Annotated in this window: 20 protein-coding genes; 10 read left to right on the forward strand and 10 right to left on the reverse strand. The window is 70.8% G+C overall.

Features of this window, described 5'->3' with window-relative positions:
• Positions 1 to 368 precede the first annotated feature (368 nt).
• From WME98_RS44195 to WME98_RS44210, 4 genes are all read left to right on the forward strand, one after another.
• Positions 369 to 4265 carry a serine/threonine-protein kinase gene (locus WME98_RS44195; protein ID WP_437947632.1) on the forward strand — a complete coding sequence of 1299 codons (3897 nt, stop codon included), beginning with the start codon at positions 369 to 371 and terminating at the stop codon, positions 4263 to 4265.
• A gap of 83 nt (positions 4266 to 4348) precedes the next feature.
• Positions 4349 to 5194 (forward strand): hypothetical protein, encoded by an 846-nt coding sequence (locus tag WME98_RS44200; RefSeq protein ID WP_437947633.1) that lies wholly within the window; start codon positions 4349 to 4351, stop codon positions 5192 to 5194.
• 295 nt (positions 5195 to 5489) lie between these two features.
• Positions 5490 to 6716 carry a sialate O-acetylesterase gene (locus WME98_RS44205; RefSeq protein ID WP_437947634.1) on the forward strand — a complete coding sequence of 409 codons (1227 nt, stop codon included), beginning with the start codon at positions 5490 to 5492 and terminating at the stop codon, positions 6714 to 6716.
• Positions 6717 to 7316: 600 nt separating this feature from the next.
• Complete coding sequence (locus tag WME98_RS44210; protein WP_437947635.1) at positions 7317 to 8405, forward strand: hypothetical protein; 1089 nt, start codon at positions 7317 to 7319, stop codon at positions 8403 to 8405.
• Positions 8406 to 8480: 75 nt separating this feature from the next.
• Here the strand turns inward: WME98_RS44210 and WME98_RS44215 are convergent, their stop codons facing one another.
• The gene (locus tag WME98_RS44215; RefSeq protein WP_437947636.1) at positions 8481 to 8948 is read right to left on the reverse strand and encodes a hypothetical protein; all 468 of its coding nucleotides are present in this window, start codon (positions 8946 to 8948) and stop codon (positions 8481 to 8483) included.
• A 150-nt stretch (positions 8949 to 9098) separates the two neighbouring features.
• Here WME98_RS44215 and WME98_RS44220 point away from each other — a divergent pair, with 150 nt between their 5' ends.
• Complete coding sequence (locus WME98_RS44220; protein ID WP_437947637.1) at positions 9099 to 9743, forward strand: TetR/AcrR family transcriptional regulator; 645 nt, start codon at positions 9099 to 9101, stop codon at positions 9741 to 9743.
• A gap of 105 nt (positions 9744 to 9848) precedes the next feature.
• Positions 9849 to 10358: a hypothetical protein gene (locus WME98_RS44225; RefSeq protein WP_437947638.1), complete on the forward strand. Its 510-nt coding sequence runs from the start codon at positions 9849 to 9851 to the stop codon at positions 10356 to 10358.
• A 216-nt stretch (positions 10359 to 10574) separates the two neighbouring features.
• On the opposite strand, the gene WME98_RS44230 is transcribed toward WME98_RS44225, so the two are convergent.
• Positions 10575 to 11534: a DUF1259 domain-containing protein gene (locus WME98_RS44230; RefSeq protein WP_437954090.1), complete on the reverse strand. Its 960-nt coding sequence runs from the start codon at positions 11532 to 11534 to the stop codon at positions 10575 to 10577.
• A 77-nt stretch (positions 11535 to 11611) separates the two neighbouring features.
• Entirely contained in the window at positions 11612 to 12223 is a 612-nt protein-coding gene (locus tag WME98_RS44235; RefSeq protein WP_437947639.1) for a hypothetical protein, read from the reverse strand.
• Positions 12224 to 12531: 308 nt separating this feature from the next.
• Between WME98_RS44235 and WME98_RS44240 the strand changes: the two genes are divergently transcribed.
• Entirely contained in the window at positions 12532 to 12660 is a 129-nt protein-coding gene (locus tag WME98_RS44240; RefSeq protein WP_437947640.1) for a hypothetical protein, read from the forward strand.
• A 53-nt stretch (positions 12661 to 12713) separates the two neighbouring features.
• Here WME98_RS44240 and WME98_RS44245 read toward each other — a convergent pair whose 3' ends face one another.
• Positions 12714 to 13514, reverse strand: a complete 801-nt coding sequence (locus WME98_RS44245) for a bile acid:sodium symporter family protein (protein WP_437954091.1) — start codon at positions 13512 to 13514, stop codon at positions 12714 to 12716.
• A gap of 122 nt (positions 13515 to 13636) precedes the next feature.
• On the opposite strand from WME98_RS44245, the gene WME98_RS44250 reads away from it, so the two are divergent.
• From WME98_RS44250 to WME98_RS44260, 3 genes are all read left to right on the forward strand, one after another.
• On the forward strand, positions 13637 to 14182 hold the full coding sequence (locus WME98_RS44250) for a hypothetical protein (RefSeq protein WP_437945512.1): 546 nt from the start codon (positions 13637 to 13639) through the stop codon (positions 14180 to 14182).
• Between the two features lie 119 nt (positions 14183 to 14301).
• The gene (locus tag WME98_RS44255; protein ID WP_437945511.1) at positions 14302 to 15597 is read left to right on the forward strand and encodes a hypothetical protein; all 1296 of its coding nucleotides are present in this window, start codon (positions 14302 to 14304) and stop codon (positions 15595 to 15597) included.
• A gap of 591 nt (positions 15598 to 16188) precedes the next feature.
• Positions 16189 to 16371: a hypothetical protein gene (locus tag WME98_RS44260; protein WP_437947641.1), complete on the forward strand. Its 183-nt coding sequence runs from the start codon at positions 16189 to 16191 to the stop codon at positions 16369 to 16371.
• A gap of 102 nt (positions 16372 to 16473) precedes the next feature.
• Here the strand turns inward: WME98_RS44260 and WME98_RS44265 are convergent, their stop codons facing one another.
• The 6 genes from WME98_RS44265 to WME98_RS44290 all read right to left on the reverse strand — a co-directional run bounded on the left by WME98_RS44265 (position 16474) and on the right by WME98_RS44290 (position 23727).
• Complete coding sequence (locus WME98_RS44265; protein ID WP_437947642.1) at positions 16474 to 17361, reverse strand: chromate resistance protein ChrB domain-containing protein; 888 nt, start codon at positions 17359 to 17361, stop codon at positions 16474 to 16476.
• A 444-nt stretch (positions 17362 to 17805) separates the two neighbouring features.
• Positions 17806 to 18879, reverse strand: a complete 1074-nt coding sequence (locus tag WME98_RS44270; protein ID WP_437947643.1) for a DMT family transporter — start codon at positions 18877 to 18879, stop codon at positions 17806 to 17808.
• Positions 18880 to 19128: 249 nt separating this feature from the next.
• Entirely contained in the window at positions 19129 to 20460 is a 1332-nt protein-coding gene (locus WME98_RS44275; RefSeq protein WP_437947644.1) for a hypothetical protein, read from the reverse strand.
• 37 nt (positions 20461 to 20497) lie between these two features.
• Positions 20498 to 21538, reverse strand: a complete 1041-nt coding sequence (locus WME98_RS44280) for a hypothetical protein (protein WP_437947645.1) — start codon at positions 21536 to 21538, stop codon at positions 20498 to 20500.
• Positions 21539 to 21908: 370 nt separating this feature from the next.
• On the reverse strand, positions 21909 to 22637 hold the full coding sequence (locus WME98_RS44285) for a hypothetical protein (RefSeq protein WP_437947646.1): 729 nt from the start codon (positions 22635 to 22637) through the stop codon (positions 21909 to 21911).
• Positions 22638 to 22644: 7 nt separating this feature from the next.
• Positions 22645 to 23727 carry a hypothetical protein gene (locus tag WME98_RS44290; RefSeq protein WP_437338543.1) on the reverse strand — a complete coding sequence of 361 codons (1083 nt, stop codon included), beginning with the start codon at positions 23725 to 23727 and terminating at the stop codon, positions 22645 to 22647.
• Between the last annotated feature and the right edge of the window lie 151 nt (positions 23728 to 23878).

Below are 23878 nucleotides of genomic sequence, written 5' to 3' on the forward strand. Positions count from 1 at the left end.
TCCTGACGGCGTGAAGGAACCACGGCGCTCCGCGACCCCCCGGGCGAGGAGCCGCTCACGCCTCGCACCCCTACGCCGCCCCCGCTCTCCTCCTGGCACGCACGTGCCGACCCTGGCGCCTCCCGCAGGAACAGAACATCGAAACGCCTCGGAAACGTCAAGCGTCAACTGCGGAATCCGCCCCGGCTGGCGGACATGCTTCGCTGCGCGCGGCCTGCGGGAGCTCGCCCAGAGCGGCCCGGCATCGGTCCCACCTGGGTCTGAATCGGGTCCAACCATCGATGCGCCCCGGGCGCCGCGCGCGCGGATCCGCGGCCCAAATTCACACCATCACTGGACGAACCGCATTCTCCGTCTATCCTTGATGGGTGCGCTCGGGGGAGCTCTTGGGGGGGCGCTTCCGCGTCGAGGCGCTCGCGGAGATCGGGGGCATGGGCGCGGTCTACCGCGCCTGTGACGTGACCACCGGAGCGCGGGTCGCCGCGAAGGTGCTGCACGATCCGTCGCCGCTCCACGTCGCGCGCTTCGCGCGGGAGGCGGAGCTCCTCGCCCGCCTCGCACACCCGGGGATCGTCCGGTACATCGCCTACGACGCCGCGCGCGAGGGCACGCCGTTCCTGGTCATGGAGTGGCTGGAGGGAGAGGACCTCTCCCGCCTCCTCGCGCGGCGGCGGCTCACGGTCGCCGAGACGGTGGAGCTCGGGGCGCGCGTCGCCGCGGCCCTGGGCGCCGCCCACGCGCTGGGGGTCGTCCACCGCGATCTCAAGCCGGCCAACATCTTCCTCGTCGGCGGCCGGATCGACGAGCCCAAGCTGCTCGATTTCGGGATCGCCCGCTTCCCGGGCATGGCCCCGATCACCGGCGCCGGGGTGCTCGTCGGAACGCCCGAATACATGGCCCCGGAACAGGCGCGCAGCGGCGATGAGGTCGGCGCGCCCGCCGACATCTTCTCGCTCGGCTGCGTGCTCTTCGAGTGCCTCACCGGCGCCCCGCCGTTCCAGGCAGATCACCTGATCGCCCTCCTCGCCAGGATCATCTTCGACGAGCCCCCGCGCCTGTCGGAGCGCTGCCCCGACGCGCCCCCGTGGCTCGACGCGCTGCTCGCGCACATGCTCGAGAAGGATCCGGCGCGGCGCCCGCGCGACGGGGCCGCGGTCCACGCCGCGCTCGCGGCCGAGGAGGTCCACGGCGGGTCGATCCCGGCGCCGCCGAGCTCCGCGCTCACCACCAGCGAGCGCCGCTTCCACGGCGTCGCGGTGGTGGGCCGCGCGAGAGCCTCCGCGCTCGACGCCACCCTCTCGGCCGGCGAGGCGGGCGCGGACGCCGGCGCGCTCCGGGAGGTCGCCGCCCGCTTCGAGGGGCGCCTGGAGCTGCTCGCCGACGGCACCGCGGTGCTCATCGTCGGCCGGCCGCACGTGCCCACCGACGTCGCCGCGCAGCTCGCGCGCTGCGCCCTGGCCCTGCGCGAGCGCGTCCCCGATCGCCCGATCGCGATCACCGTCGGCTGGGGCGAGCTCGGGCGCGGCCTGCCGGTCGGCGACGCCATCCAGCGCGCCGCCGGGCTGCTCCGGAGCGCGGACGGCGCGGGCGCGCCGCCGATCCTCCTCGACAAGACCACCGCCGGGCTGCTCGAGGCCCGCTTCGAGGCCGCCATCGCCGCGTCCGGCGCCCTCGAGCTCCGCGGCGAGCGCAGCGCCGCCGAGCCGTGGCGCCCGCTCCTCGGCAGGCCCACGCCCTGCGTCGGCCGCGATCACGAGCTCCGCCTGCTCGAGCAGACCTTCGCCGCCTGCGCCGGCGAGCCCGCCGCCCGGGCGGTGCTCGTCATCGGCGCCGCGGGCATGGGCAAGTCCCGCCTCCTCCAGGAGCACCTCGCCGCCCTCCGGCGCGCCGGCGCGCCCGCGGAGATCTGGGCGGGGCTCGGGGATCCGCTCCGCGCGCGATCCACCGGCGGCCTGCTCGCGGAGGCGATCCGCGGCGCGGCGGGGATCAAGGGCGGCGAGCCCCTCGAGGAGCGGCGTGCGCTCCTCCGGGTCCGCGTCGCCCGCCGCGTGCTCGAGGCGGATCGGCGCCGGATCGAGGAGTTCCTCGGCGAGCTCGCCGGCGTGCCGTTCCCCGACGAGGACAGCCTCCCGCTCCGCGCCGCCCGGCAGGATCCCGAGCTGCTCGGCGAGCAGATGCAGCGCGCGCTCCGCGATTTTCTGCGCGCCGAGTGCGCGGCCCAGCCGGTGGTGCTCGCGCTGGAGGACGTGCACTGGGCCGATCGCGCCTCCGTCGCTGCCATCGACGCGGTGCTGCGCGAGCTCGCGGACCAGCCGCTCGTCGTGCTCGCCACGGCGCGCCCCGAGGTCAAGCAAGCGTACCCCGATCTCTGGGCCGAGCGCGGGCGCCAGGAGCTCTGGCTCAGGCAGCTCCCGCCGAGGGCGTGCGCGCAGCTCGCGCGGGAGGCGCTGGGCGACGCGGCCGACGGCGCCCTCATCGATCGTCTGGTCACCCAGTCCGAGGGCCAGCCGTTCTTCCTCGAGGAGCTGATCCGCGCGACGGCGGAGGGCCGGGGCGACGCGCTGCCCGAGACGGTGGTGGCGATGGTGCAGGTCCGGCTGGAGGCGCTCGCGCCCCCCGCGCGCCGGATCCTGCGCGCCGCCAGCGTGCTCGGCGAGGTGTTCTGGCGAGGGGCCGTCGCGCATCTGCTCGGGGGCGACGAGGCCGAGCCGCTCGCGGAGCACCTCTCCGCGCTCGTCGCCGGGGAGCTCTGCGTCCGCCACCGCGAGGGTCGCTTCCCCGGCGAGGAGGAGTACGCCTTCCGCCAGGCGCTCCTGCGCGAGGGCGCTTACGCGCAGCTCACCGAGGACGACCGAGCGCTCGGCCACCGCCTCGCCGCCGACTGGCTCGAGGCCGCGGGCGAGGCCGATCCGCTGGTGCTCGCGGCGCACTGCGAGCGCGGCGGCCTGACCGCCCGCGCGGCGTCGCTCCTCGCCCGCGGCGCCGAGCTCGCGGCCGCGCGCCGGGCCTACCTCGACGCCGAGGGCTGCTACGGGCGCGTCGAGGCGCTGCTCGGCGCGCTGCTCCCCGAGGAGCGCCGCGCGCGGGGCCTCGCTCGCTTCCGGCTCGGGCGCCACACCGAGGCCCTCGCCGACCTCGCCGTAGCGCGCGAGGCGGCGGCCGCGGCGTCGGAGCCGGGGGCGGAGATCGAGCTCCTCCTCGACGAGGCCATGATCCTCGACTGGACGGGCGAGTACCGGGCGGCGAGCGAGCGGGTCGCGGCCGCCGAGCGCCTCGCCGACCGGGCGGCCTCGCCCCTGCTCGGCGCCCGGCTGCTCCTCGGCGTGGGCCGCTCGCTCCACCGCGCCGACCGCGAGGACGAGGCCGCCGCGGTGCTGACGCGCGCCGCGGCGCAGGCGGCGCGGCTCGGGGACGAGGGCCACGAGACGCACATCATCGCGCGGCTGCTGCTCGGCTTCATCCTGGCCAGCCTCGGCCGCGTGGAGGAGGCGGCGCGGGACCTCGACGCGGTGATCCAGAGCTGCGAGGAGCGCAGCGATCTCATGCACCTCGGCGCCGCGCTCAACAACCGCGGGCTCGCGCGGGCCCTGGAGGGCGATCGCGCCGGGATGATCGCCGATTTCGAGCGCACCATCGCGCTCGGGCGCGACCTCGGCCAGCCCGCGTTCGAGCTCGTCGGGCGTTACAACCTCGCCGAGTACCTGTACCTGATGGACGATCTCGCGGCCGCGCGGCCCCATGCGCGCGCCGTCCAGGCGATAGCGTCCCGCTGCGGCGATCGCCACGCGCCGGTCGTCGTGGCGCTCCTGATCGCGCGCCTGCGCCTCTACCAGGGCGACGAGGCGGGCGCTCGCCGGATCGCCCGGCGGCTCCGCGCGGCGCGCGACGACGCCGGCTGCGAGGCGCTGAAGCCTTCAGAGGACGTGCTCTGCGCGATGATCGAGCTCGCGACCCGCGACGACGACCGCGCCGCGTGGGCCGCGCTCGAGGAGCGCTCCGCGCGCTGCTCGGTCGGGCAGGAGCGAATCGAGGTGCTCGAGGCGCGGGCGCTCGCCGCCCTGCGCCGCGGCCGGCGCGCCGACGCCCGGGCGCAGCTCGAGCGCGCCCTCGCGGCCGCCGCCACCATTCCGACCGTCATGGGCGGGCGACTCCGGCGCTGGCACGCGGCGTTGACGATGGCGGAGGCGGACGCGACTGACATCGATCTCGCCGCCGCCGAAGCGACTTTCACCGGCGCGACGGCGCGGGAAAAAGTAGAATATTGAACCCATCCAGCGAATCGATGGGAGCCCGCGCGCGCCGCGCGCAGGGCGCCGTCGGATCATGCGCCAGGAACACGGGGGAATCCATGTCTCTCAAGCGGACATTCATCGTGCTTGGTTGGGCAGGGGTGCTGTCGGGCTGCGTCGCCGAGGTAGAGGACACCGATGCGTGGGACGAGCCTGTGGGGGAATCCCAGGGCGCCCTCTTGGGCGGCAACGCGCTCAGCACCAACGCCCTGAACCTCAACGCCTTGAACCTCAATGCCCTGAACCTCAACGCCTTGAACCTCAACGGCCTCAGCGCGCGGAACCTCGCCGCGATCCAGGATCCCGGGTCGAGCGGCGCGCTGGCGCGCGAGTTCGTGCGCTATGCGACGAGCTGCGCCCTGAGCAGCTCGTCGTCTTTCAATTTTTCGTGGACCGACTCGAGCGGCACCAGGCACGATGAGCGCTACCCCGGGTTGCTCGGCGTCGCGCGCGCGTGGGCGACCGGGCCGCTCGACGAGGCCGGGCAGCGCATGGTCTCCAGCTGCGTGGCGGCGCGCGTGAACTACTATCAAGTACCGGTGCTCCTGTCCGCCCGCTCGCTGCGGGATCCGCTGAAGACGCTCTCCTCCAGCCAGGAGCTCATCGATTATCCGGACATCGAGGGGGCCTTCTGGGGCAACCTGTTCGCCGCGCAGCCGTACCTCAACGCCTGTTACAACAGCGCGACGGTCGACAACTCGCGCGCGTACCAGCGCGACTGCGCCGCGGGCCACCTGACGTCCGGGGGGAGCATCGCGGAGTGCGGGTTGATCCGCATCGTCGGGTCCTGCGACCGGGTCTGCCAGAACATCAACGGGGCGGGCCAGTACTACCCGTCCTGCGTCGATCGCCCCGGCCAGAGCACGGCGACCACGAAGGACGTGATCACCACCGCCTTGCCCTGACGCTATCGAGAGCCTGGCGCGCTTCGCGGAGCGCGGCGCGCGGCGCTCGCGGAGGTCTTCGACGATCGTCCGGAGATCTCGCACGACGTCCAGCCATGCTCCGTCGCGGTTGCTCTAGCTCCCTACAGGGGCTCCCTCGAGCACGAGCACGACAGCGCGGTTGCCTCGTGATGGGCCCGCTGCGTTGCCCGCGCGACGCGTCCGTTTCAAATTTCCGCGGTCCCGGACCATGAAACCGCTTCGCCTCGAAAGGAGCGGTCGGCGCTTGAGGCGAAGCGAAGAACGAACGCCGTCGATGATGAAAAAATCCAGCGTCAAGGTCTTCTCCTCGTGTCGTCCGACAAGCCGAATCCTGGACGCCAAGCGCCCAAGATGCGATAGGCTGGGCCCCGGCGCTGAGCTCTTTGCGGGCGAGGTTCGCCGCGCCGGCATCGCGACGCCGGCCTACCACTTCCGCCATTCTCTTCAGATCGCGCCCCGGCGCGACGAGGTAACGACCATGACCGAGATGAACCGCACGACCCGAGGCACACCCAGGTTCCTGCTCCTCCCAATTCTCTGCATCATCGCTGCGTCCGGTTGTGGTGAGTCCGGCGCGGGCGGTGAGGACGACAACACCGGAGGGGCCGGCTCGGGGACCGGCGGCGCCACGACGGGCAGCACGAGCGCGGGGACTGGAGGCGGCGCCACGACGGGCAGCACGAGCGCGGGGACCGGGGGCGACGCGGCAGGCAGCACGAGCGCGGGGACTGGAGGTGACGCCACGGGAGGGACCGCGTCGGTCAGCAGCGGGGCAGGCACCGGCGGCGCGCCGAGCGCAAATCCGACGTTCCACATCTTCATGCTCATGGGCCAGTCGAATATGGCTGGCGTCGCCGACAAGCAGGACAGCGACAAGAATTCTGACGAGCGGCTCAAGGTCCTCGGCGGATGCAATCAGCCGGCCGGACAGTGGAACCTGGCCAATCCGCCGCTCAGCGATTGCCCTGGTGAAAAAGGATGGAACCTGTCGACCTCCGTCGACCCGGGCATCTGGTTCGGCAAGACCCTGCTCGGAAAGCTGCCTGAGGGGGATACGATCGGGCTGGTCGGCACCGCTGAGAGCGGCGAGTCGATCAACACGTTCATCTCTGGCGGCTCGCATCACCAGATGATCTTGAACAAGATCGCCAAAGCGAAGACAGCCGAGAACGCGCGCTTCGCGGGCATCATCTTCCACCAGGGTGAGTCCGACAACGGCCAGAGCTCATGGCCCGGCAAGGTCGTTCAGCTCTATAACGAGGTGAAGGCGGCCTGGGGGGTCGACTACGACGTTCCCTTCATTCTCGGAGAGCTCCCCGCGGGCGGATGTTGCAGCGGTCACAACAACCTCGTGCACCAGGCGGCCGACATGTTGCCTATGGGATACTGGATCAGCCAGCAGGGGACGAACGTCATGGATCAGTACCACTTCGATCATGCGTCCGTCGTTATCATGGGCACGCGTTATGGGGAGAAGATGATCGAAGCTCTGAAGTGGTGACAGAGCGGCCCGCGGCGGGGGGCCGCGCGACCGAGGCCGCTCGGATCCCCTGGGTTCGAGCGGCCTTATGCTGTCGGCCGCGGGGATCGCGGGATATTGGCCCCGGAGTGATCCCCATGAAGGCGGGAAGGCGGGAAGATCATTGATCTTTTCTTCCCGCCTTCCCGCCTTCATGTTCAAATCCGGCCACCACCCGGAGCTACACGGTCATCTGCGAGGCCGCTAGCTAGGGCCGCCGAGCCAAGGATCGGCGCCCCGGGTCCGGCTCCTCGGCGACCCGCGGGCAGCGACCCATGGAGGAGCGCGGTGGATGCAGCGGCACCGGCGCTACCGTGGGGACGAGCGCCTCGTCCGCGCTTCGCCCGCCGGGCAGCGGGGTGACATTCCCGCGAAACCGAGCGGCAGGCTCATCGTAGGTGCAGGGTGAAGACGCCGCGAGCCGATGCGGCGTCGACCTCCCCGGTGCTCGGGTCTCGTCCACGGCCCTGGCGCGAAGCCGGTGAACCGCGTCGAGCTCCACGCCGGAGCCGCGTTCGGCAGAACAACCCTCGTCGATTGGAGAAGAACATGCTGCAAGGCCATCGCAATGCGTTTGCGTCCATGAGCCCGCTCGAGAATGTCTCGGTGCACCGCACGACGCGGGGCCCTGGACGACATGTGCGGTTTCGCTCTTCGCTCGGTCCGCTGCTCCTCGCAGCGCTGGGCGCCGCGCTGACCGTCTCCGCCGCGCCGAGGTCCGCCGAGGCGAGCGTCTTCGACAGCGCGAGTCGCTGGCCTGAGGACGCCGACGGCTATGTCCGGATCCCGGTCTGCATCGACCCCACGAGCTCGGCGGAGCAGAGGGCCGACGGCGCCGCGGGCGGGCTGATCCATGCGCCCAACCCCTCGCTCGCGGAGGTCATCACGCGCGTGCGCACCGCGCTCCAGGGCAGCTGGGAGCGCTGGAGCTCGGTTCGCTTCACCGGCTGGGAGAGCTGCGATTCGCTCCTGCCGGCCACGCGCATGACCTACGTCGGCGTCAGGATCCACCCCGACGCCCCCAACCAGTCGGACTCGATCGGCGTCTACAACAAGGGCGGCTTGGTCCAGTTCAAGCCCTGGGGCGCCGACTTCAACCGTTGCATCAAGTACAACTGGCAGACGACCCGCGTCGAATACAGCTTCGACTGCGTGGAGCAGTACGCGATCCACGAGATGGGTCATGCGATCGGCTTCATGCACGAGTGGCATCACCCGTTGGTCCCCAGCGGCTGCAGCCAACGACAGCCGCTGCCCGCGAGCGAAGTCGCCAGCGGGTGGCCCTCGAACCGCCGGTACATCGTCGTGAACCCTGGCTTCTACGACTACGACTCCATCATGACGTACTGGGGTGGGTGTTCGGATCAGGACGGCGTGCGCTTCGGGAGCGAGAGCCTCGACGCGGTGGACATCCAGGCGGTCGCCACGGTGTATCCGCCCGTCGCCGGGGCGCCCGATGTGTGCAATCCCGGCTGGTTCGCAGGAAAACGCTGGTTCTGCGCGGCTCAGCCGACCGTCTCGGTAGGGAACTCGTGCTCGTCGGGGTGGGTGGAGTGCCTCCCGCACTGCAACCCGCGTCCGTTCCAGGGCGAGTGGTGGACCTGCCCGACGAACCCCTCTACGGTCACCGGCCAGAGCTGCGCCGCCCCGTGGGAGCTCTGCGGCTACTGACGACGACCGCCGCTCGGAGAGCATCGATCGATGCCCCGAGCGGCGCAGCCCGGCGTTGCGGCCTGCAGCCCGCGCTCAGCGCAGCGCGAGCAGGGAGGACGCGAAGCCGAAGAGCCCCAGGCCCACCCGCACCCAGTGCCAGCGGGCCCAGCGCGAGAGCTCGGCCGCGAGCCCGGAAGGCCCGGGGCTCGCCGCGGCGAAGCCCGCGTTGGCCCGCCGGAAGTACAGGAAATAGACCGCCACCAGCGACGCCGCGAGCCCGGCCGACAGCAGCGATGCCCAGCGGGTCGGGCTCGACGCGAGGAGCGAGACCGCCGCCGCGACGACCGCGAGCAGCGAGGCCGCCGTCGTCAAGGGCGCGAAGAAGCGGTAGAGCCGCGGCCCGAAGGCGCCGTGCAGCGCGAAGAACTCGGCCGGGGGCAGCGAGCGCCAGTAGGGCACGAGCAGCACCCCCTCGGCCAGGAGCGCGCCGATGAAGAGGCCGAAGAGCCCCGAGGAGAGCAGCTGCAAAGCCTCGGAGAGCGGGAGCAAGGCGCTAGCCACGGCGGCCCCCGAGCGCCGCGCGCGCGGCGGGCCCCGACCGGCGACGAAGGCCCAAGGGCGGGCGGCGACAGAGGATCATAAAAGGGAGCATATGCTCCCTTTTGTTGCCGGTCAAGCCGTCGGCCGATACCGTGGGGCCAGGAGGCAGCCATGGCGAAGGCCGCGATCGATCTCGCCCCGCGCCGAGAGCCCGAGCAGGAGCGGGCCCGGCAGACGCGCCAGCGCCTGCTGGAGGCGGCGGCGGCGCTCCTGGCCGAGGTCGGGGTCGAGGGCTTCAACACGAACCTGCTGGCCGAACGGGCGGGGGTGCGCGTGCGCAGCGTCTACCGCTATTTTCCGAACAAACTGGCGGTGATCGTGGCGCTCGCCGAGGCCATGGTGGCCGAGTGGGGGGCCTGGTTCGACGAGGTGGACGACCTGGCCGACCCACGCTCCGACTGGCGAGCGATCTGGGGCCGCCTCATCGACGCCTACGTCCGCGGCATCCGGGCCTTGCCCGGGGGCACGGCGGTGCGGCGCGTGATGCACGCGGTGCCGGAGCTGCGGGCCATCGATCAGCGGGACAACGCGGACCTCGCGCGGCGGGTCGCGCACAACCTCGCGCGGCGGGCGGCGAGGCCGGACGCGTCGGCGGCGGTGCTCTCGCGGGTGCTGCTCGAGACCGCGGCGTCCGTGATCGATCTGTCGCTGAGCCTGCCGGCCGAGGAGTCGCGCGAGGCCGTCGAGCAGCTCAAGCGGATGCACCTGGCCGCGATCGGGCTCTGGCTCGAGGGCGAGCCGAGGGGGGCGGGGTGAAGTACGAGCGCGTCTTCCACGCCGCGCGCGCCGCGCCATTGCCTCCGGCGAGCCTCGCGCGGGCGTGATGCAGGCGGCGCGAGCGCATGGAGGCTACCGTGACCCATGGGTCCCTCCTGCACCTTCTCGGCGGCATCCTTCTCCGAGCTGGATGAGCACGCCCGCGTCGATTTCGGGGCGAGGAGCTTCGCGCGCCTGACCGGCGCACAGCAGCAGGGCCTGGTCGACGCGCTGCTCGGCGGAACGATCGTGCCGCTGACCATGATCGGCCCAGACGCCGCGCTCGCGCTCCAGGCGCGCGGTCGCCTCATGGTCATCATCGTGAAGATCGCATACTGGACGAACTTCCCGGAGCACCGGGTCCGGGCGGGAGCGCTTGGCTTTGGCTCGGGCGAGCTTGTCTTCTCCGATCCCGAGAACTTGATCACCAACCCGAACGACATCGACACGATGACGGCCTTCGATTATCTGGGGTGGCATTACCCTTTGCGGATCGGCGTCGAGCGCGACTACGAGGTCGCCTTCCTCCAGGCAGGCGTCGATGAGGACTCCGACGCGACGCTCATCAGCCTCCTCCAGAGAGACCAGGATCGGACGTTGATCAAGGACCCTTGAGCCGACGCGCCCAGCCTTGGGCTGCCAGGTGTCGGAGTCGCTGCAATATACCTGCTGGTCATGGCTCCCGCTCGCCAGCCGTCCCGGCTGTTCGCCTTCCACGCCCGTCTCGTTCTGCTTGGGCCCGCCGGCGAGCGCTCGAGGCGCTCGCTCGACCCGAGCCTCGCGGGACGTGACGGGGGCTTCAGACCGTCGCTGCAGGGCGCCGGCCCGCAGTCATGGCTGGCTCTTCGTGAGCCCGAGCGCGCCCTTCAACACCTTGCCGAGCTCGGCGACGGGGCCGCGCCCCCAGTAGTGGAAGAAGAGGATGCGCGGCTCCTCGCCGACCATGTGGTGGTGGATCGCCACGATATGGATCTTGCCCGCGCGGAGCGCCTTGAGGACGGGCTGGAGCTCGTCCTCGGTGACCGCGAAATCGCCATCCACGACGGCGTTGTCGTCCGTGCCCGCGAACGCAGCCCACGTGTTCACGCCCATCGCCTTGCCGATCTTGCAGCCGCAATCGGCCACGGCGGCAGGCCGGCCAATCACGGCCTTGACCATGCCGTCCTTGACAGTCCCCTTCACGCCGAGCGCCGCCTCCACCTTGGCCGGATCGATGGCGCTCTTCGCAGGAATGGCCGGCCCCTCGAAGCGTTCGCGTGGTTTTGGCGTCGCCTTCCGGATGGTCCTCGTCGCGTCGAGGGCCGCGCGCACCCCCTTGCCGAGCGCGTCCAGCTTGCCCTCGCCGCCGATGTGCATGAAGTAGATCTTGGGCCGGTCATAGAAGAAGTGGTTGTGAAGCGCGGTGACCTCGAGCCCGGCGTCGAGGGCGGCGCTCATGGCGTCGCTGACCTCGTCCTCGAACAGGACGAGGTCGCCCATCACCATCGCCTCGATGCCCGGTTTCTGGCCGGGGGTGAACCCGGCCCACGAGGTGAGCCCCATGAATGGCGGCATGGCCCAGCCATCCACCTCGACCTTGACGTCGTTCCGCGGGAACGAGACCTTGACGACGCCTTCAGCGACCTCCGCCTTGGCGCCCGTGGACGCCTCGACGACCGCGGGATCCAGCGCGGCCGGGGCGGCCGGCGCTGGCTGAGCGGCGGGCTCGGCCGCAGGCGGAGCCGTGGGGCGCGGGGCCGCCGGCGGCTCCGCCGAGGGCGCCGGGGGTGCGTTGCTACAGCCGAGCGCCATCAGCGCGGCGAGACAGAGCCAATCAACGATGTTCCTCATAGCTTCTTCTCCTCTTGTCCAAGCGGCATCTTCTCAGATCAGAGCGGCATGATGGTGAGGTCGTCAAAGTACGTGACCGAGTCCGCCTTGGTCCAAACGCCGACCTTCCCCGGCGCAGTGAACGTCCGGTCCGTCGCGTCGATGATCTGGCTCCCGTCCCAGTGGACCTGGATCCGGTCCTCGCGGGCACCTACCTGCAGCTCGTGCCAGTTGCCAGCTACCGCGCCGCTCCAGCTCGCGATCTGCGTCCGGCGTCCGTCCTTGACATGATAGAGCCGCACATTGCCCTCGAGCGCGTTCGCACGGGTGATGTAGTAGTTGTTCTCGTCGAGATAACGGAAGACGAGACCACACGCCTGGTCCACCTTGCCGGAAACGGCCCTGCACTTGACCGAGGCCCGGAGGTCGCGCAGCGTGGGCTCATCGGCGACGGCCACGGGAAACCGGGAGCTCGTGGCGTCGGCGTCGACCTGCGCGAGGACGTTCGTTCCGCTCGGGGCTCCGGCCTCCGTCTTGATCACCCACTTCCCCACGGCGCCCCCGCCCGTCCTGCCGAAGGAGAACCCGGCTGGCGGCGCGCCAGCTTGCTGCGCGTCGAAGTCCCAGGTGCGCGCCGCCGCCGACCCAGATGGAGCCGAAGGCGACGGCACCGAGGAGGCCGCAGGCGCGGCAGCGCCACCGTCGCCGTCGCGCGGCTCGGTCGTCGGTTTCGCGGATGTGCCGGGCGTCGAGAGGGGCGGCGCCGCGGGACTGGGTGGGGCTGCCTGCTCGCCACGACATGCGCCGAGCGCGACAAGGGAGAGGAGCGCTGCAACAGGTCTCGTCATCGTTCGCCTCGCTGGAGCCATGGCACCGTATGATACATCTGCTCTATGTGTGTAACAACTGTTGCATACGGCCATGCCCGCGCGTAGGGGATGGGAAAACTGGATCCACGTGAAGCATCCCGTCGTTCCTGATGGTCCTCGGGCTCTCGGCGCTCTACCTCCGCTTCGGGCGGCTGCCGTGGATGCAGGGCGCCTTCTACGGCGTGCTCGTCGCGGCGGGTGTCGTGGGCCTCCTGCTGAAGGGAGCGCTCAGGACATGAAGCGACGTCGTGTCGAGCTCCCCGAGGTCGAGGTGATACGTGCCGGCGGATCGTCACGAACCTCGTCTCCATCGTGAAAAGAGCCCCGGACCTGACGAAGGGGACCGAGCGATCTTCCGCGCAGCAGCGCTTTGGCTGCGTGCGTCGACAACTCCGGCCACGATCTGCTGAACCAGGTTGTAAAAGATGATCGGCAGCATCACCTCCGGGTGATCCGGAAGTGCAACGGATGCCAGCACCAGCCCTGTCCCGTTGTTGGTCATGCCCAGACCGAACATCAGCGCGAGTCTATCGGCCGCGTCCGCCCGCATGCAGCGCGCGAGGAATCCCCCGAGACCGAAGCTGAGAACGCACAACGTCGTGGTGATCGAGGCGATGATGAGCAGCAGATCCCAATCGGGGTGGCTGAGCGCTTGAGGCAAGGCGCTCGATGCGTTGGAGTAGTTTAGCACCAGCAGGTCTACCAAATTGAGCAGCTTCAATGCCGGCGATACCACATCCCGCGCTCTTGAGCCCAGCGCGCGCTGCAGAAGCATGCCCACCAGGGATGGCACGACGACCGCGACGATGAGAAATCCGCTGCTCCCCTGGAATGCCAGCTCGTGCAGATCCTCGGCGTAATCCCCACGCGCCATAGAGCCGACGAGGTGCAGCCCCACCGGGGTGATGAGGGGGCTACAGAGCGTCGACAGTAGTACCAGGCCCAAGCTCAAAACGGGATTGCCTCCGGCGTTTTGCGACCACGCCGTAGAAGACCCGGAGACAGGCATGGATCCTATGAGCGCCAGCCCGACCAGGATGTTCTGTAACTCGTCGTCATGCCTCGGCACGGCCAAAAGCGAGACGGCTAGCACCAAACGCCCCCGATCCCTTCGGAGCGTTCACCGACGACTTCCGCCTCAACGTATGATCATCGCCCGAGCCTGGCTGCTGCAGGCTTTCGTCGCTGTGGGATGCTCGTCATGGGGAGGGCATCATGACGACGGACACGGCGACGACACAGGCGAGCGAGGCGCCGCAGCAGGCGTGGGTACGCTGGCAGCGCAAGCATGCGGACGTGCTGGAGGGGGCGACACGGTCGGAGCAAGTCCTGCTGGAGGCTGCGGTGCGGTTTGGGGCCGCCATCGCGGCCCAGCCGATCCTGCTGCGCGTCGCAGCCTTTTTCCTCCTGCATGCGGACATGGGGCTGACGGCCGCGCAAGTGGGCGCGGCGGTCGGTCGCACCGACCGGGCCATGCGCACCGTGCGCACGCTCTCGGCCCACCAGATGCTCGAATCGATCTGGTCGGAGCTCGGGCGACACCGGCAACCGCGGCTGCGCCCGGAGCATGCCGGTCCGATCGCCAAGTACCTCGTCGACCATCCACGATGCACTCAGCCCGAGGTGGTCGCGTTCATCCAGCGCGAGCTCGGGATCGACATCGAGCAGCAGACGCTCCGCCGGTTTCTCGACGCCTACGGCCTGTACGTCTTTCGCCCGGAGCACGATCGCGCGGAGGCGCATGTCGCGCGCCCCACCTGATCGGGCGCACCCATTTCGGGGGCGCCTTCCTCCTGCTGCCGGCCGCGCTCGCTCTGAGCCGCGCCGCGGAGCGCACGCTGGCCAGGGCGCTGGGGAGCGCGGACAAGGCGCAGCGCCTCGTGCTGTCGCTGTTCTTCCGCGCGAGCCTGGGCATCGAGCGCATCTTTCACTTCGAGACCCTCGACGATCCGGGCTTTGCGATCCTGTCCGGCGGCAAGAAGGTCATGTCTCGATCCCGCCTTGGCGGGCTCGTGCGCGCGGTGACGACCGAAGGGGTCAAGAGGCTCACGCGCATGACCGAGTCGTGGGGCGCGCTGCGCCACCGCAGGGTGACACTGAGCCTCGACGAGCATGTCGTCGCCCGCTTCACGCGCAAGTTCAAGATCCCGAAGGGCTTCCATACCCTCCGCAACAAGAAGATGCGCGCCGAGAAGCTCTTCTTCCTGCACTGGCCCCAGGCGCGCCGCTTCCTCGGGCTTGTCGTCACCCGCGGCAACGGCAAGCTCATCGAGCGGACCCTCGGCTTCCTCCGCGCGGTGCGTCGGCGCGTCCGGGTCCGTCAGCTTCGCTTGATCATCGACGCGGGCGCCTCCGCCACCAACGAAGGCCTTCGGCGCCTCAATCGCTTCCGCAAGACCGTGTTCTTGATCCGCGCGCCTCGTCGGCCGGGCTATGTCAACGCGTGGAAGCGATTGCCACGAGCGCGGTTCACCCCCTATGAGGAGCCCGGCCGGTACACGGGCGCCAAGCCCAAGAGGATCGAGCTCGCCGAGACGACCACCACGATCCGCGGCATCGCTCGGCCCCTGCGGACCGTGGTCGTGCGCGAGCACGCGATGAAGGGCAAGGACCGCTGGCACGCGCTCTTCGTCTTGCACGACACCACGACGCCGGCCCTGGAGCTGCTGCACGAGTACCGCACTCGCCAGCACCACGAGCAGGGCCACCGCATCGGCGTGCACGACCTCTGGCTCGACACCTCGGCGAGCGGTTATCCCAAGCGCGGTCGGCCCGACCGCCCCGGATTTCGCCAAGGACCGCTCGCGCTCTGCGCCTGGATCGCTGCGCTCGCCTGGGACGCGCTCCGCGCCTTGGGCGACGCCCTGCCCCCCCGCTTCCACTTCGCCCACCCGCGCACGCTGCGGCGCTGGGTCCTGATGCGCGACGCCGACCTGATCCTCACGCCCTCGCACCTGCTCGTCGTGCTGGCCTTCCTGCCGCGTCGAGCCTGGCTCCGCCCGCTGGTCCAACGCTTCAACGCGGCAGAGATCGGCTTGCCGTGGCTCGGCGGGCGCCGCGTCGTGATGGGGTTCGCTGCCAGGGGTCGCACGCCGTCAGACGCACGGCCTGTGCTGCCAAATACCGCGGAAGCGGGTTCTGGCAGCGCGAAGGGCTGTGGGAGCGTTTGGTGCTAGCGTGAAGAGGATTGGTAGAACGGTGCTGGCCGCGAGTCCGATGCCGAGGAGCCCGATATACCTGGTCAGATGCCTGAGTTGCTGCACGCGAGCGCCGAAACCCGCGTTTGCCAAGAGGAACGCCAGCAGGAGCAACGGCAGAGAAAGCTCGACGCGGCCGCCGCGCACCCAGGGGAGCGACCCGGCAGACAGGTTGCGCAAACGTAGACCTGGCCCGGACACCAACCACGCCAGCGCGTAGGAGCAGAGGAGCAGCCACAGCAGTCGGCGCTGCATCCAATCCAGAGCCTTCTGGACGATCTGGTTCATGAGGTCCTCGCACCGGCGCCTGGCAGGTCCACCTTCGATCCTGGGAACTCGCCGTCCTCGCCGAGCCTGCCCTCCGCGCCGACGAGGACGCTGCAAGCCAGCTCATGCGCGCTGCCGGCGTCGAGGCCAGGGGAACGCCGCAGCGTACACTCGCCTCTATGGTACAGCTGTTCTACTCATGGATCAGTTGATCCACAACCATGGCCGTCCATTGGACGTAGCCGCTGCGACGGACCGGCCGCCGCGAGCGTCACGAACGTGCCGCGCAGCCTCGCAGCGGCCATGGCGCCGCTCCTCGCGGGCGCGATGCTCAGCCGCTCGAGCTTCGGCTGGCCGCTCCTGTGCGGCGGCATCGCCAAGACCGTCTACGACGTGCTCCTCCTGAGCCAGTTCGGCGCCGTCAAGCCGCCGGAGGAGACAGCACACGGGGGCACGGCAGCGACCCGACCCCGGTGCTCACGATGAACCAGACCGTCGCGCGCTCACGGTGACCGCTCTCGCGATCGTCGCCGTCGGCAGGGTCGAGCTCGGCCGCAAGTCAGCACAGCGAGGCGCACATGTCGCTCTTCATTCTCTCTTGCGCGCGAGCGACTCGTACAGATCGCCGAAGAGCGCCGCTCCCCGGGCGAGCCGCGCCTCGTCATCCCGCTCGACCATGGCCAGCCCGTTCACGAGGCACTCCACGCCCGGCCGCTCGGGCCGGTTGAACTTGGCGTCCTTGAGGTCGATGTCGTGGATGATCTCGGCAATGAGGCCCAGCGCTGGATCCGCGAGCCCGAACCGCTCGAGGAGCACCTCGAACGTGCAGCGGTCGCCCTCGTGGGTGAACTCGGCCTCGAACATGTCGAAGCGCAGCTCGCCCGGTTCGGGCGTGTAGCCCTTGCCGCTCACGAACTTGAAGCGCGCCTCGGGATCGAGGAAGCGCCGGATGAGCCACGCGCTCGCGATGCGGTCGACGTGGATGTGCTTGCGGGTGACCCAGGTACGGCCGCGCACGTCGGCCAGCGCCGCCGGCTGGCGCTTCGTCGACGGTTCGCTCGCGCCGCCTTCGAGGCGCACCTCGAGTCCATGCACGAGCCCCTCGACCGTAACGCGCCCGGTGGACGCGAAGAAGTCGACCGCGGCGATGTCGGCGAGCTGCTTCCTGAGCCGCGCGACCTCGCCCGCGAGCTCGGCGCGGCGCTCTTCGGGGATGCTTCCGCGCCGAGGGAGGGCCTTCTGAACGGCGCGCGCCTCCTCGGCCAGGGCCTCGCAGTCGGCATTCCGGGCTGCGTGGAACAGCGCCTCGATCTGCTCGTCCGAGAGCCCCGCGAAGAACCGCGCCTCGCACACCGACGCCTCGCCGCCGCCGTCGATGATCTCGCGGTGCACCCAGGCGAAGTCCTCGCGCGCCGCGTCGGTCGCCGGGAGCGCGTAGACCGAGTTCTTGATGGCGACGGCGCCCAGGCGATGCAAATGGCGCCCGATCTTCACGCGGAGATACGCCGGCTTGGGCGGGAGCTGATGGATGAGGAGCAGCCATCGCCCGGTACGTGCGTCGTCTGGGTGTGCGGCCGCCGGAAAGTCGCGCACGTGTTCGCCCGGCGCGACCGGAGCGTCATCGCGCCGAGCGTCAGGTGCGGGGCGTGCTGCGCGGGAAGGCGGCATTCAGCAGGCATGTTTTCCGATGTGGAGGTCACGTGTCAACGTCGAGAGCCACCGTGGCTGGTATGTTCCGGGGTCGTCGGTCGCTGGGCCGTCAGCCGAACCGACCCGGAGCATCAGGGCGGATGGCGGGGTACTCCTATGCTCGCGTCTGGCCATGCGGGGCTCCGCGGATGGCGGGACGCCGAGGTTGTCGGGCTGGTAGGGGAGACACCCGCGACGGGGTGCCCTGTCGCAGCGGCGCTGCGCTCGGCTTCAATCGTGCTCGTGCCGGTGGTGGAGGTCGGGCACGTGCGGGTGGGCGTGAGAGAGCGGCTCGTGCCGGTGCGGGTGGGCGTGCGGCGCGTCGAGCGCGGCGTGCGGGTGGACGTGCGCGTGCTGGTGGTGCTCTTCGTGGGTGTGGACGTGGTCGTGCTCGAGCGCCGCGTGGCTGTGCGTGTGCGCGTGCTGCTCGCTCCGGAGGAGCGCGACGCCGGCCACCATGAGGCCCGCCGCCGCGAGATCCGTCGCGCCGGGCCGGTCACCGAGGAGAGGGACAGAGAGGATCGCGCCGATGAAGGGGGCCGTCGCGAAGTACGCGGCCTCGCGGGCGGCGCCGAGGATCCGGAGCGCCTTCATGTCGAGCACGAGGCTCACGCCGTAGCTGAGGCAGCCCAGCAGGAGCGCAGGTATGGCCAGCGAAGGCTCGGGGAGCGGCTGCCCGGTGAACAGCGCGAGCGCCGCAGCGCAGGCGCCCGCCCCCAGCGTCTTGATCTGGACGACGGCGAGCGGGTCGCGCAGCGTGAGCCGCTGGCTCAGGTTGTTGTCGATGGCCCAGCTCAGGCAGGCGCCGGCGATCGCCGCGACGCCCGCCGCCGAGGCGTGCAGCTCGCCCGGCCGGATGCCGAGGAGCGCGGCGCCCGCGACGATGAGGGCCGCGGCGCCCGCCGCCCGCCGCCCGAGGTGCTCGCGGAACACGAGGACCGCGAGCGTCATGGTGAGCGGCGCTTCCAGGTTGAGGAGCAGCGACCCGGCGAGGCCGGACACGCGCGCGAGACCGAAGAGCATCAGCACCGGTCCGACGAGGCCGCCGAACAGGACGACTCCTGCGAGGAGCGCGACGTCCGTCTTCCGGAGCGCGGCCTCCCGGGGCGCGGCGTGCCTCGCTGCAAGGAGCCGGATGAGGGTCAAGCCGACACCGGCGCCGAGGTAGAGGAGCGCCGCGAGCACGAGCGGTCCGGCATGCGGCAGCAAGAGCTTGGCAAGGGGAGCGCTGGCGCCGAAGAGCGCGGCGGCCGCGAGCCCGTACGCGCCGCCGCGCCGATGGGCGGTCCGTTCAGGAGTTGCCATGCCTTACCTTGCTACATATCCCGGCCGACCTTGCATCCAATCGACCTTTCTGCCACTCGCTCCCCGCACCAGGGAGGCACCCCAGGGACGAGCTGGCGGTGGCGTAGCGGCGCGAGGCCAGCCGGTAGGGGCCGACGCGAGGCCGACCAGCGACAACCAACGTGACACGGCGACGGTGCCATTGTCCCCGCCGAGCCTCGCGCGGGGGTAACGCAGGCAGCGTGAGCGCATGGGGGCGCTAGGAGCTGGCTACCGCGCCGGCGCGCGCGGCGGCGAGCCGTCGAGATCGGCCATCTTGCCCTCTCGCTCCAGCCGCCAGATGTCCTCGTCGGTCACGAAGTCCTGCGCGAGGAGCTCCCGCGCCCGCTTGATCTTGGCGAGGAGGACCGGCTCCGTGACCGGGATGTTCGACTGCTTGGTCGGCGCGGGCGGCGGCCGCATCAGCGAGAACGTCCCGCGCGCCGGGTACCCCTCCGCCGTCTTCCCCTCGAGGAAGTACGTGATCGTGAAGACATCCGGTTCGCCTCGCGTGTCGAGCTTCACCGCCACGTCGACGCCCTGACCCGGCGGGATCTCGGCCAGGCCGAGCGAGGCCTGCTCGTGCGGTGAGCTGTTCGCCGCCTGGATGTAGTGCCGCACCGCCGTGACCGCATCGATCCGGACCGGCGCGTCGCGGTGATGCCAGAGGCGGAAGGACTGCCGCACCACGCCGTCGCCGTCCTGCCTGGGAAAGCGGGGCGTCGGCGTCGCCAGGACGGTCACGACCCCTCGCTCGGCGAAGTTCTGAAAGATCATGTTCGGGATCTGGAGCAGGGCGCGGCCGGTGAGCTTCTCCCCCGCATCGCCGCGGACCTCCACCCGGAGCAGAAACTCGGAGACGAGCGAGGTTTGCGGGCGGCGCTCGTAGCTGTGGGTCACGAACGGAGCCGCCGTCTCCTCCGACTCCCCGTCGTCGAACACCCAGGTATAGCGCGCGGGCTTGAACGGCCTCGCGTCGGGGTCGTCCTTGGCCCCGACGTCGACGATCCGCGCCGCGAGCTCGACCTCATCGGCCGTGTTGGGCAGCAGCCTGTGGGTGACGGCGACGAGCCGCTCCGGCTTGCAAGCTTTGACCGTGTATCTCGGGACCTCGATCTGACGCATCACGTTGTTCCGCCCGAACACGGAGATGACGGGCATCTCGTACGAACCGTCCGCGTCCGGCCAGATGCGGAGCGGCACCCGCGACCCCGCGTGCCCGCCGATGACGCCGTGGAGGTGGTCGTCGGTCCCGTTCGTGGTGTGGGCGCGCACGGCGATGAGGTTCTCCTCACCGGCGCACACCTCCGACTTCTCGACCTCGACCCCGTCGATGACGGGCGCCGGATCGCCCGCGGGCGGCTTCGCGCTCGCCGCGGCCGCGCTCGCCGCGCGCTTGGCGGCGGGCGGGGCCTCGGGCGCGCTCGCCTTCCGCGCCGGCCGAACGGGCTCGGGAGCGCCGGGAGCGCGGAGATATCCGATCGAGAGCCCCAGCGCGGCGGCGAGCACCGCCGCGCCGGCCCATCGCGCCTTGGACCGATGCGCATCGACCTTGGTCGTCATGGCCTGAGCTCCTCACGTCATCGTGCTCGAACGCGCGTCAGTACCAGCACCCGTAGACGTTGCCTCCAGAGTTCCACTGGACGTTGTGCCCGATATCGGCGGACCAGACCGTCGCGCCGGGCTGCGTCCCCCAGACGTGCCCGCTCCAGCCGCCGATTCGGTCGGGGCTGATCGACACGGCGACGGTGCTCGGCGTGTCGCGGACGCCTCTCCACAAGCTGCCGCTGCTGGTGTCGCAGGCGTGCGACGCCATGCAGTTCGCCACCTGATTGGCGGCCTTCCCGCAGATGTCCGTGGTGAGGCAGGCGATCGAGGTGCCGATCGAGCCCCAGAACCCCAGGCTGCTCTCGCAGCTGTCCCTCACCCCGGCGTACAGGGCGTTGGCCGCGTTGGCGAGCTTCTCGTGGCCGTACGTGTACGGGGGGATGGCGCCCTGGCCGTCGACGTAGTGCGCGTACGCCAGGAAGGAAGAGCAGACCATGCCGTTGTTCCACGCCGGCCCGCCGGTCGGCGTGCCCTCGGTGGTGCGGTACTGGTACAGCGAGTAGCGCACCCGGGCTCCACGGATGTTCGGTCGATCGATCTCGACCGCCTCGTCGACGATCGAGTGATCGGCGTAGTAGGCCACCTCCCACCAGATGGCGTCGCCGATCGAGGCGGCCTTCTTGCCGTCGCCGACCTGATACGTCAACGAGGCCGGCCCGCTCCCGCCGCTCCCGTAGAGGAAGCGGTAGATCCCGCCCTGGTTGACCTGCGACAGCCCAGGATAGCCCTCGATCAGGTCGCTGGGCGTGACGGGCGTGCTGCACACCGCAGGCCAGGAGTTCTCGGTCGGCTGCTTCATCGTGGCGTGCGTCACCCACTTCCCGGGGCCGTGCGACAGCATGGAGTGCGTCCTGATCTCGCCGACCGCGTTCAGGAGGTCCCCGATCAGCCCGGAGCCGACGCTGAACACGGCCGCGCCGTTCGGCGCGTTCCAGCCGGCGCTGGAGTACCCGCACGCCTGCTCGGCGGCGGCAGCGGCGGAGACGAAGCACGACGATGCGACGACGAGCGGTATGACGATCGCTGAATTCACGGGCGCACCTCCGATCGACAGCATGGCCACGGGGACACGAGACAGTGACGCGGGCGCATGGAGCGTTGGGCGGAGCGGCGCGAACGTCGCGAGCGGCCTGACGCGAGGGGCGCTCGCTCAAGATAGAACCGAAAGGATTGGACCCCGAGACCGGCGGCGCACGCGCGGCTCCCCACCCCAGGAAGAGGATGGGGTCTCAAGAAACAGCGAGCAAGCGGAAAATCGAGGTGTGATTGCCCTCTGTCGCCGGTTCGAGCGCCGCCGAGCGCTCAGATCTCGGACGCGCAGGACGGATGAGCGATGCCCTTGTGTCGCCCGGCGGGCGCTGGCGGCGCCGGCTCCCCGTGGGATGGCGGGCGCGGCGCGGCCGTCAGGCGCCGAGGAGGCGCACCCCGCAAGCGAGCACCAGTGGACCGAAGGCGGCGAGCATCATGGCGCCGATCGCGAAGCAGCCGAATCGCCGGCCCTTGGGGCTAGGGACCGCGCCCGCCGAGAGGAGGCCCGCCGCGGCCGGCGGCTCCGGTGGCTTTTTTTTTAAGGTCGGCACCCGCGTCCACCGCGACGGCGCCGCCTCGCCGTCGCCCAGCGCCACCGGCGGGGTCGCCTTGACGATCGCCATCGCGCGCGCGGCCCGGCTCTCCTCGTGGCTCCGCTTCCAGGCGCGGATCGCCGCCTCGGGGAGCCCGAACACCTCGCCGGAGCCGTACGTCCCCGCGAGCCCGTCGAGCACGCGAAGGTGCCAGTCGACGGGGACCGCTTCGGGCAACGTCGCGGCCGCCTCGGGCGGGACCGGCGGGAACCAGGCCGCGAAGTGCTGGACCTGCCGTCCGGTCCAGTCCCTCCGCGCCGGATCGAGGAACCTCACCGCCACGTAGGGATAGGCGCGCGGCGCCCTCTGCCCGCGCTCGTCGACCTCGAGCAGGCCGTAGCGGAGCTCCCCGGCGCCCGCGTCGGCGTCGCCGAGCATCGCCTCGAGCGTCGAGAGCCAGGCGGGCAGCGCCGGGATCTCGGGGACACAGATGAACTCGTAATCCCAGTGCTCGCCGCGCGTCCTCCAGAGGAGGCGCGATGTTTCGACGAGGGGCGCGGGCGCGGGCATGACGACCTCACTGGTTCTGGTGGTAGGCGCGGGCGCCCTCGTCGTCGCGCAGGGCCGCGACCATCGCGGTCAGGACCGCGGTGAAGGTGTCGCCCTTCCGGATCGCGTCCTCGCGCGTCTTCTTGAGCCGGTCGAGCCGGGTGGTCGCGAAGTCCTTGATCGAGATGAACCGCAGGATCTTGCTCACGATCTGGTATCGCTTCGGCAGGAAGTCGTCGAGGGAGTCGACGAACTGCACGAGATCGCGCAGGCCCTGGAAGAACGTCTCTCCGGCCGACTTCTCCTTTCTCGCCGCCTGCGCCTCGCGCACCGCGCCCTCGACCGTGCTCACCAGGATCGCGGGGGCGAGGGTGCGCACGCCGAGCGACGTCCTCGGATCGACCGCTGCGCCGGCCGGGGCGGCGACCGACGAGAGCAGCATGAAGCGGTGCCCGAACGCGTGCTCGGCGCGGAGCACCGAGCAGAGCTTCGCGAGCTGATCGTCGGCGTCCCGGCAGACCTCGCGCTCGAAGTCCCTCGCGCCGTAGTCCGGCGGGAAGAGATCGGCCTTGCTGAGGGCGAGGATCCACTCCCGCGGGAAGCTCACCTCGTCGCCCGTGGCGGCGCTGGCCCGGCGCAGCCGGTCGCACTCGTCGGCGAAGTGCTCGAACAGCCACCGGATGTACCCGGTGCCCTCGGCCCGGTACTTCGCGCCGTCCGCGAGGAGGATGCCCACCTGGCTCATCCCGAGCCGGAGGAGGCCCTGGCGCATCGCCTCCCGCTCGTCCGCGTCGACCGGCTCGTCCTCCCACCAGCGTCCCGGGTAGTCGTACCAGTGGATGCGGACCGCCGGCTCGGGCAGATCTCTCGGGAAGAAGTCGAACTCGTACTCGTCGAAGCGCGTGCTGCCGTCCGGGAATCTGCCCTCCTCGAGGCGATAGAACCGACCGAGGAGCTGGTTGCCCTGCGCCTTGTTGACCGCCTGGATCTTGTACGCGTACTCCTGCTGGAACGAGGGCTGGGTCTGCGCCCGGTAGAAGGCTGCCAGGAGGACCGTCTTGCCGGCGCCGGAGGCGCCGAACAAGGCGACGTGCAGATCGAGGGGCGGCATGACGGATGCGTACGGGAGCGCGGGCCCCGGCACAAGCGCCGGCGCGCGCGACGTCGACGGGCTCGCGCGATCCCGCGCGGCGCAGCCGGCCGAGCGCGACGATGAACCGGCGGCTGAGCCCGCCGCCCGGCCGCTCGCGACGGGCGCTCGG

This window comes from Sorangium sp. So ce296, assembly GCF_051529605.1.
In the GTDB taxonomy this organism is placed as follows: domain Bacteria; phylum Myxococcota_A; class Polyangia; order Polyangiales; family Polyangiaceae; genus Sorangium; species Sorangium cellulosum_D.

What these genes read in the sequence shown, in the direction of transcription:
- WME98_RS44270 (WP_437947643.1), bottom strand. Translation starts at nt 18,879, where the DNA reads ATGGCAACTCCTGAACGGACCGCCCATCGGCGCGGCGGCGCGTACGGG.
- WME98_RS44230 (WP_437954090.1), bottom strand. Translation starts at nt 11,534, where the DNA reads ATGGCGCTCGGCTGTAGCAACGCACCCCCGGCGCCCTCGGCGGAGCCG.
- WME98_RS44290 (WP_437338543.1), bottom strand. Translation starts at nt 23,727, where the DNA reads ATGCCGCCCCTCGATCTGCACGTCGCCTTGTTCGGCGCCTCCGGCGCC.
- WME98_RS44275 (WP_437947644.1), bottom strand. Translation starts at nt 20,460, where the DNA reads ATGACGACCAAGGTCGATGCGCATCGGTCCAAGGCGCGATGGGCCGGC.
- WME98_RS44240 (WP_437947640.1), top strand. Translation starts at nt 12,532, where the DNA reads ATGGTCCTCGGGCTCTCGGCGCTCTACCTCCGCTTCGGGCGGCTGCCG.
- WME98_RS44250 (WP_437945512.1), top strand. Translation starts at nt 13,637, where the DNA reads ATGACGACGGACACGGCGACGACACAGGCGAGCGAGGCGCCGCAGCAG.
- WME98_RS44285 (WP_437947646.1), bottom strand. Translation starts at nt 22,637, where the DNA reads ATGCCCGCGCCCGCGCCCCTCGTCGAAACATCGCGCCTCCTCTGGAGG.
- WME98_RS44205 (WP_437947634.1), top strand. Translation starts at nt 5,490, where the DNA reads ATGATGAAAAAATCCAGCGTCAAGGTCTTCTCCTCGTGTCGTCCGACA.
- WME98_RS44225 (WP_437947638.1), top strand. Translation starts at nt 9,849, where the DNA reads ATGGGTCCCTCCTGCACCTTCTCGGCGGCATCCTTCTCCGAGCTGGAT.
- WME98_RS44200 (WP_437947633.1), top strand. Translation starts at nt 4,349, where the DNA reads ATGTCTCTCAAGCGGACATTCATCGTGCTTGGTTGGGCAGGGGTGCTG.
- WME98_RS44220 (WP_437947637.1), top strand. Translation starts at nt 9,099, where the DNA reads ATGGCGAAGGCCGCGATCGATCTCGCCCCGCGCCGAGAGCCCGAGCAG.
- WME98_RS44260 (WP_437947641.1), top strand. Translation starts at nt 16,189, where the DNA reads ATGGCGCCGCTCCTCGCGGGCGCGATGCTCAGCCGCTCGAGCTTCGGC.
- WME98_RS44210 (WP_437947635.1), top strand. Translation starts at nt 7,317, where the DNA reads ATGAGCCCGCTCGAGAATGTCTCGGTGCACCGCACGACGCGGGGCCCT.